Raw genomic sequence first — 8,889 nt, 5'->3', positions numbered from 1 at the left:
TCAACGTCAGCGTCTCGTGGGCTCGGAGATGTGTATAAGAGACAGATTTATGCCTGATGAAATTGAGTTTGATGAATATGGTGGATTGAAGTAATGATCTTGTTTGAAATTTTTTTCTTTGACGCACCTCCATTTTTGATTTGATATTGGATATTTTTGAATGATTCCAGATATCGATGGCTATAGAGTTGCTGCTGCTGAAAGTTGCAGGTAATATATTTTTTTATGCGTCAATTGGGTGTGACTGAAGAGGCTTTTTGGGAATATGAATTGACGGTGGATTGTTCTCGTTGATGACGAGATTTCGAAGAATCAGATTCTGATTCTTGGCAATTTATCTGATCGGCCTATTGTCAACACATGCTCGCTGAAATGAAATTGGATAATTCTGAATTTCGCGATTTTCTCTATAGGAATTTCCTGATTTTTTGAGCGAATTTATCGGGATTCCCTAGGAATAGTCCTATCTTGTCTTCAATCGCTTACGAATTGGTGATCCGAACTGTGCGTGCGCGGGTCCAGAAATGGCGGGGCAAAGCCTTGTGGGAAGGCTGTCGCCTATGGGTTGGGGGGATCTGCGATGCAGCTGATGCCGGCAGACAAGCCGACGATGCTCTTTGCGAGAAGAGCAAGGTCTCGGCTGTGCCGCCCTGCGGCACAAGGCCCGCAGTCAATCTTGCGGGTCTTGATGCACAGTGTTTGGGCAGTGACGGCAAATAGCTGCATGCCGATGGCTACCCGTACCAACGTATCTGCAGTCGGCGCGGGAGTCGGAAATGGAAGCCTGCCGGTGCAGGCAATCAACGTGGCCCTGCATTGGCAGCGGCCCATTTGGGCTGCTTTTCCGGTGCTTATGTCTGATCGGCCGATGCCAGGACCCTGATCTTCAAGCTGGGCTGCAGGATGGCCAGCGGACGGTCAGCCCGCAGGGTTTGCTGCGGCGGCTTGTGCTTGCCGGTGCCTGCGTCGTTCCCAACCGCCACGGGAGTTCTGCCCGCGTTGCTGGTGACTGGCGCCGTAGTGGGCAAGGCGCTGATCTTGACGCTCATGCGCAGGCCGTCCAGGTTGCGCTCCAGCTTCAGTGCCTGCTGGCTGTCGCTCGGCTGTGTGGCACGAGCGGGCAGCACTGCAGCCGCAGTGACTGCCGGGGCGCTGGCGACTGCCGTGGCCGGTGCCGTTGCTGCCGTACGTTCCTGGGTCATGCCGGCCAGAGCCACGGCCGACGCAGCGTTGGAGGCCGGGGCGCCGGCCACGGCTGTCTTGGCATTGGTGGTTGCGGCTGAGGTTGCCGCGGTCTTGCCCGGCTTGGCCGATGCCACGTCGGTGGCCGCAGGCAGCAGCTTGCTGCTGGCCACGCAGGGCAGTTCCAGGCTTTGCGGCGGCTGGTAGGTGGTGCTGCGCTTTCTTTCAGGAAGGGTATAGGAGAGGTTGCAGCCCACCATGCCGGTGTCGGTCTTCCATTGCACCTGCAGTTCGCCCTGGTCCGACAGCCCGCGCGCCAGAAGCTTGCCGGCCTGGCCGATCATGCCCAACTCCTTGCCGTCCATGTCCAGCACGCTGGCGCCAAAGGGCACAGGCATGTTGCCGGCCTGCCGCGCGCGGATCACGGCCGAGCGGCCATAGGCTGTCTTGAACACCAGCAGCGGCACTGCGCCGGCCAGCGGTGCGACGTGCTGGCTGGTTTCCTTGAGTTCCACGTCCGTCGACAGGCCCTTGGGATCGATGGAGACCTCGTTCATCGAGAACGGCGTCAGATACGGGACGACGGCATAGCCCCGGCTGTCCACCTTCACGCCGGGCGCGTTGTTGATGCGCGCGCCTTCCGCGTTCTTGGCCTCCACGATGGCAAAGGTGTCAGACACCGATTGCGACAGCGTCACGCCGCCCGGGTGGGCCACGATGGCGCCACGCGCGCCTACCGAGAACTGCTGGTAGCCGCTGCTGGCGCTGACGCTGCCGCTGAGTTCGGTCTGCGATGCGCGGTAGGTGGCGTTGGCGCTGGCACTGGTGCTGCTGCCATTCATGCCACCGGTGTTGTGGTTGGCGCTGAGGCCGTAGGAGATGGCGTTGTCGTCGCCCAGCAGCCCGGACAGGTTGGCCTGGGCCTGCACGCGGCCGCGCGAGTCGCGGTTGGTATTGGTGGAGAGCATCATGCCGCGCTCCATGCTGAGCGGAATCGACAGGCCCACGTGCAGGAACGTATTGGACTGTCCCCAGGCATCGCGCTGGCGCGCCGCAGAGAGGTTGTAGGAGATGTTGCGGAACGAGTTGCTGTAGCCAATGGCGTAGTCGACGTTGGAGCCCTGGCGGTTCCAGTACTTGGCAGTGGACGCCGTGAGGCTGAGACTGCCTCCCCCGGGGCCAAACTGCTGGCCCATGACCAGGGAGGCGCGGTTGCGAGGCCGGTACAGGTCCGTGGAGGGCCGTAGCAGATTGGCCTGATCCCGTGCGCGCATGGCGTCGTTGAGGCCGAAGAATCCGTTGGTGGAGTAGCGATAGGCGGCAATGGCCACGTGGGTGCCGGTCTGCGCAAAGGACTTGGCGTAGCTGGCACGCAAGCTCTGTCCGGAAAAGGAGCCGTCATTGGGAATGCTGGTGGAGGCGTGCGTAATGTCTGCACCAAAGGCACCCCAGGGCGTGGTGAGCGCCGCGCCAATCATGGGCGAGATATGGCCCTTGGCCACGGACACACCGCCGTAGCCGGTCAGCATGTTGGTGAAGCCGTGCTGCCAGGTCGCCTGCGAGAACAGCGGCGAGGTATTGGGCAGGTGGCGCACCACGCCCGCCGTGAGGCTGTAGCGGTCCTGACCCTCGCGCAGCGACAGCGGCACGGCCGCGTAGGGCACGGCAAAGCTGCGCACGGCGCCATTGGCCTCGGTGATGCTGACTTGCAGGTCGCCGCCGTAGCCGGTGGGGTAGAGGTCGTTGATGACGAAGGCGCCGGGCGCCACCGTGGTTTCGTAGAGCTTGATGCCGTTCTGCGTGATGGTGACTCGGGCATTGGTGTTGGCCACGCCGCGCACCACGGGCGCGTAGCCGCGCTGGGAGTCGGGCAGCATGCGGTCGTCACTGTTCAAGCGTATGCCGCGAAACGAGGTGGAGTCCATCAGGTCGCCACCCGTGTAGGTGTCGCCCAGTATGAGCTGGGAAGACCAGTCGGCAATGTCGCGCTGTGCGTAGGTGGAGATGTTCTGGTAGTTGCCCCGTCCAGTGTCCGCCCAGCTGAAGGAGCCGTTGTGCCGGAAATGCCAGCGGTCGATGTTGACGCCGCCGTTCAGGCCCAGGTAGCTCTGCGTGGTGTTTTCTGCGTTGCTGGAGCGCCCGTGGTAGGTGTTGAACTGGTAGCCGAGCAGGCCGACAGGCACGCCGGCGCTCCATTGGTCGGGGCTGACATAGCCGCGCACCGAGCGGCGCAGCGAGGCCTGGGGCACGCTCAGGTCCAGTCGCTGCTTGCCGAAATCGAAACTGGTGAAGGCGCCCGCGATGATCTGGTCCAGCCGGTTGCAGCCACCGTCGGCCGCCAGCTTCAAGGCGGCCTCGGGCGGCAGGCGCGAGAGGTCGATGCCCACCTTCTCCAGCAGTGCTTTGTCCAGGCAGGGCAGCGCGTCCTGCGAGCCGGCCTGGGCCTTGAACTGCACTTCGCTGCGGCCAACCCAGTTGCCGTTGATGTAGATGTCTGGGTTGTAGCTGCCTGCCATGACCACGTTGGCGCGCGAGTAGCGCGAAACGTCAATGGTCTGCTTGCCGGTGTTCAGAAAGCTGGGGTCGAAGTCGACGGCAGCCGGCGTGGGCTGCCACTGGCCGGTGGACGTGGAGGTTGTGACTTCCTTGACCTGCTGGCCCTGCTGGGCCTCGGACTGCCAGCACACCAGCACGGAGAGCAGCAGCGCATGGCCGGGCTTCAGTTGGAAATATCCGGCAGGGCCTTGGCCTGGCCCCGGCATTGTTCCCTTTCCTTGCCTTGCATGCCGGCTTTTGATTCCCTTTTCTGAATCTGGAAAGACTGGCCTGATCATTTGCTTATCTCCTAATGCTGTGCGCCCGATGCAAAGCGAACGGCCAAGGCCGATGTGCCAGTCCCGGTAAAGAGACCGATGCAGTTTCGCTGGGTATTAACGCTGGGTATCGGTGTACTGGCCGGGCTGAAAATGCAGTGGCATTAGATAATCAGGCCGGAGAGGACGGGGGATTCGCGTGGCTTTGCTCGAATTGCCCTGTTTATTGGGCGGAATTGCCAATTCTGGCTTCGTGGTTGAGACTGGCGCCCCAATCATTGATGCTGCTGAACATCACCGTGGCACCGATTGCGGCAGCCATATTGACACCCGCAGGTTCCTTGATTGGGAAGGCGGCCACCTGACCGGGAAGAACGGGCCCAACGCCTGCCTCGAAGGATTTGCCGTTGAGCTGCACTTCAACGCCAGCCACATTGACCACAAAGGCGCTGGGATTGCGTGCTTTCAATACGGGCTGGTTATTGGCGTCAACGCCTGCCGACCATTGAAGCTGGGCAGGAGCTTCCTGGGCATTGCCGGGCAGATTGCCGGGCCGGTACATGAGCTTGACGCGAGTGCGAAAGGCGAACTGGAGATTGTTGGAGTCGCCTTCCATTTCCGCCTTGGGCGGGACGTCCAGCACGTTGAGCCAGAACAGGGATTCCTTGTCGGCAGGCAGTGCTTCGCCCGAATAGATGATGCGCAACGTCTGGGTCTTGCCCGCCTCGATGCGCATGATGGTGGGCGTGATGACGAAGGGAACGTCGATGTTCTCAGGCGATTCCTGGTTGTTGCCCTTGTCCAGCCAAGCCTGCACCAGGGCAGGTTTGCTGCCTTCGTTGGTGAGCTGGATGGTGGCTTCCTTCTCGCCACTGGGGAAGATGATGCGCGTGCCCGTCAATGTCACGCTGGCCTGTGCCGCCGTTCCAAGAAGAAGGGACAACAGGATGGCAGCAAGCCCATATGAACGTTTGATCGTCAGCATCGGAGAACTCTCTGGGTTTTGAGCGAAAGAATGGGGCCAGGCCCATGTCGGGAAAGCAGAAGACACGGCATATCGACCACCGCAAGGCGGTCGATATGCCTGAAAGTCAGTGATTACTGATAGACCAGCGAGTAGGTCACCGAGGTGTCGGTACGGCCTGCGGTCACGGGGCCGGTGGCCACGTATTCGGAGGCGAAACGCATGATGGCCCGGCCATTGCCACCGACCTTGTTGTCGATGTCCACAAAGCGCGATTGGGCGGAGCCGATCTTCAGGCGCTCGTTGTTGCTGGGATCCACGATGGCGATCTGGACACCGGAGGCCACGGTGGGCGCACCAGTACCGCTGGCCGCTGCGGGCTTGAGCATGCCGGTGACCAGGTCCACGTTGGGGCCGGCTTCGAAGAACACGGCGACCTTGGAGACGGGCGCTGTGGAGGTGGCGGTGGCCAGCTCACAGCCGCTGAGTTCCAGCGAGAACGCCTGGCGGCCGACCGTGGCACCCACGGTGGCCAGCTGGTTGTTCGCCACGTTGGGCAGCTTCACGCCGTCCTTGGCGGCGCCGGCGACCGTGGTGTCCACCTTGCAGGTGGTGGTGACCACCTCGCCCGTGAAGTTGATGGTGCCGTCTGCTGCTTGAGCGGTGTTCATGGCCATCATGACCAGGCCGGCAACCGATGTCAGCAATGCGATCTTTTTCATGGGTATTCCCTCGAGTTGAAGAGATAAATAAAATTCCAGCAGCGATGAATGCGCTGATGGAATAAGAGAGTGTGTGAATGGTTGAGTGGTTAATAAATCATCAGTGTTCCATGTTCACCTCATCAATCCAATGGTTGGTAACTGTCAGCATGGTCAAGGATTTGCAGGGGGTGCGATCATGCTGGAATAGGTGGTGGCGCTGACATGGAGAAATTGTTCGGATGAGGGAGCGTTGGCGAGGGATGGGCGAGGTTTGTTTCTCTGGCATGTTTGAAGTTGAATTTTTCAAATACACCAGTGCCCAATGGCGCGGATGGGGTGCAGGAGAGAATCTGTCAAAGAAAAAGGCGAAACAAAAACCTGTTCTTTGGGTATGTGATGGATTCTAGGTGTGCACCGCTACTATATGAAATAGGGCGCATTCTGATAATTGATGCTTGATCTAGGAATAGTCCTAGATTTGCTCTGTCGAATGGGGAAAGAGGGTGCACAGTCCGCCTGCGCCGGGCGGTTGGGTATGCTGAGGGTGATGGTGTCTTCGGGGGGAGCGCGGGTCCCGCAGATCAGGAGGGGCCGATGTGGGGGCTCGAGGGCGAAGGCCTGCAAGGGCTGCACCGGCCCTCGGCCCTGTGGATCAGGGGCGCTGGGTCAGCAGGTACTGCGCCATTTCGGCAAAGCCGTCTCCACGCTCGGCCTGGGTGACGTGGCGAGGCAGGTGCTTGAGCTGGGGCACGAAGCGCGCGATGTTGGCCACGCCCAGGCTATGGGGCATGTGCTCGAACATGAGCTGGTCGTTGGTGGAGTCGCCGATGTAGATCCAGCGGTCCAGCGTGGCGTCGAGGTCGATGTCGAACAGCGTGCGCAGGATCCAGCGCGCGCCTTCGAGCTTGTTGTGTGCGCCAAACCAGCCATTGATGTGGATGGAGCTGACGGTGGCGTTCATGCCCGCCGCCTTCATGATGGCCACGCAGCGGTCGATGTCCTGCTGGGGCATCTGGGTGAATTCGCTGTGGTCCACGGCAATGTCGCATTCGCGGCCCGCCGAGTCGGTGGCGCGCAGCGCCCCGGGCACGGTGGCCTCGATCTCGGCCAGCACCTGCTGCATGCGCGCGTAGTTGGCGGTGCGCGTGGCCTCGTCCTGCTGGTAGAGCTTGTCCAGCCCGCCTTGCGCGTTGCGCCGCAGGGCCACGGCGCCGTTCTCGGCCACGATGGCATCCACGGGCCAAGCCTGGGCAAACGGCTCGCTCCAGCCCACGGGCCTGCCCGTGATCGGCACCACGCGCAGGCCGGACTGCTTGAGCCGGGCGATGGCATCGACGACATGGGCCGGCACCACGCCCTCGGTGGTCAGGGTGTCGTCGATGTCGGTGAGGATGCCGAGCGGCGATGCGGGAGGTGTCCAGAGGGACAGCGGCTGGAGGGTTGTAGGCACGGTCGTCAAAATGCAAAAAGCCGCCCGGGGCGGCTTGTAAAAGGGCAGCGTTTGCGCGCACGGACCGTGCGCGCAAGGGCTCCATCCTACTGCCTGGCGAATTCGACGATGGCCTTGTAGAACTTGTCGGAGCCGTCCTTGGGGTTGTCGGGGGACAGTTCACGCATCTGAATCCTCAAGTGACAGGCTGATCGGCTCGGTTGGAACACTGCTCACGTCGTAGTGCAAAAAGGCGATCAGGCACTGGATGCCGATGATGATGGGCAAGGCTGCCAGCATGACGGTTCCGCTCGTGGCTGGATGACTGGTGTTTCCAATCCAATGCCAGAGGCCGAAGATAGTGCCCACCAAGACCAGCAAGGTGCCGCTCAGGCTGTATACCGTGCCGATATTGAAGTCGCGCACCAGATAGTTGTAGACATAGCGCCGCCACAGCCGTGAAGCATGCTTGCGCAGGAATTCGGGCAGCACCTTGCCGATCCTGAGGTTGGACTCCTCATCGGCATAGACTGAATCCATGGGTACATCCTTGACGACGGCGCGGACAGTGTTCAGGCGAAACAGCATGTCGGTCTCGAAGAAATACCGGCGCTCCAGCTTGTCCAGCGGCAGCTCGGCCAGCACGCAGGTGCGCACGGCGGTGTAGCCGTTGGTGGGGTCCATCACGTTCCAGTAGCCGCAGCTGAGCTTGGTCATGAAGGACAGCACGGCATTGCCGAACAGGCGCAATGGCGGCATGTCCTGTACCGACTCGGGCCGGTAGAAGCGGTTGCCCTTGGTGTAGTCGGCCTGGCGGCGCAGCAGGGGGCGCACGAACAGGGGCAGCAGCGTGGGATCCATCTGGCCGTCGCCGTCGATCTTCACCACGATGTCCATGCCGTCGGCAATCGCCGCCTTGTAGGCCGTGACGATGGCTCCGCCCACACCCCGGTTCTCGGGATGGTAGAGCACGCGCACGCGCGGGTCCGTGTTGGTTTCTTCGATGAAGCGTCCACTGTCAGCGGGGCAGGCATCGTCCACGGCATAGATGGCCTCGACCTCTGGGCCAATGGCTTGGATGACACCCTGCACGTGTTGAGTGACCTTGTAGCAGGGGATGGCGACAGCGATGCGCATGGGGGCTCTTCAGAAAATCGTCTATGGTAAGTGTGCTTTGGCTTTTGCCGAAGCAGTAGGATAGTTTAGTTGTCTTGGGTTCCGGATGTTTATATAGAGCGGTTTGGCTCCAAGAGGAGACGTTGAATCCTGGGGTTTTCTCGCGGGATATTCATGGTTCTTGACTGCAAGAAAAATTTTACCAAAATACAGGCTTTCTGGGGTGATCTATATACGTTGGCATAACATGTTGCAAAATAGCAAGAATATTTTCTTCCAGTATTTCCGATCAGAAAATCAGAAGCCAATTTTCATAAATGAAGTTCAGGGGAAAAGATACTGGAAATATCTTTATTTTGTGAATTGCATTTCCTATGTGTTTTGAATTTTTTGAGTTTGAATGCCCGCTTGCAGAATTAAACTATTTTTTCAATAGAAGTGATCGGTTGCATAGATCTCGTGCCCTTTGCTCGAGTCACTAAGCGTGGGCTGATATCGTGATTCCCGCAAGAATAAGTGATCCCCCAATAATTGTGGAAATTCGAATGGGTTCATTTAAGAAAATCCAGCCCAAACAAGGGACAATCAAAAAAGCCAAGCCCATGAAAGGGTAAGCAAGATGCAAAGGCTGTCTCTTATACACATCTCCGAGCCCACGAGACGCTGACGTTGATCTCGTAT

General features: G+C 59.8%; 5 protein-coding genes. All 5 read right to left on the bottom strand.

Translation table 11 applies throughout. The features are described 5' to 3' along the window. Window positions 1-851 precede the first annotated feature (851 nt). The 5 genes from JHD82_RS28005 to JHD82_RS27985 all read right to left on the bottom strand — a co-directional run bounded on the left by JHD82_RS28005 (window position 852) and on the right by JHD82_RS27985 (window position 8,229). Complete coding sequence (locus JHD82_RS28005) at window positions 852-3,944, bottom strand: fimbria/pilus outer membrane usher protein (RefSeq protein WP_199140105.1); 3,093 nt, start codon at window positions 3,942-3,944, stop codon at window positions 852-854. A 274-nt stretch (window positions 3,945-4,218) separates the two neighbouring features. Further along, the gene (locus JHD82_RS28000; protein WP_199140103.1) at window positions 4,219-4,980 is read right to left on the bottom strand and encodes a molecular chaperone; all 762 of its coding nucleotides are present in this window, start codon (window positions 4,978-4,980) and stop codon (window positions 4,219-4,221) included. Window positions 4,981-5,093: 113 nt separating this feature from the next. After that, entirely contained in the window at window positions 5,094-5,681 is a 588-nt protein-coding gene (locus JHD82_RS27995) for a fimbrial protein (RefSeq protein WP_013800427.1), read from the bottom strand. A 634-nt stretch (window positions 5,682-6,315) separates the two neighbouring features. Continuing rightward, window positions 6,316-7,113 (bottom strand): HAD-IIB family hydrolase, encoded by a 798-nt coding sequence (locus JHD82_RS27990; protein WP_034399018.1) that lies wholly within the window; start codon window positions 7,111-7,113, stop codon window positions 6,316-6,318. Window positions 7,114-7,272: 159 nt separating this feature from the next. Next, window positions 7,273-8,229: a glycosyltransferase family 2 protein gene (locus JHD82_RS27985; protein ID WP_199140101.1), complete on the bottom strand. Its 957-nt coding sequence runs from the start codon at window positions 8,227-8,229 to the stop codon at window positions 7,273-7,275. Window positions 8,230-8,889 lie beyond the last annotated feature (660 nt).

Source organism: Delftia sp. ASV31, from assembly GCF_016428765.1.
Lineage (GTDB): Bacteria > Pseudomonadota > Gammaproteobacteria > Burkholderiales > Burkholderiaceae_C > Comamonas > Comamonas acidovorans.
The sequence above is the reverse complement of the archived record's forward strand: the minus strand, read 5'-3'. Positions and strand labels throughout refer to the sequence as shown.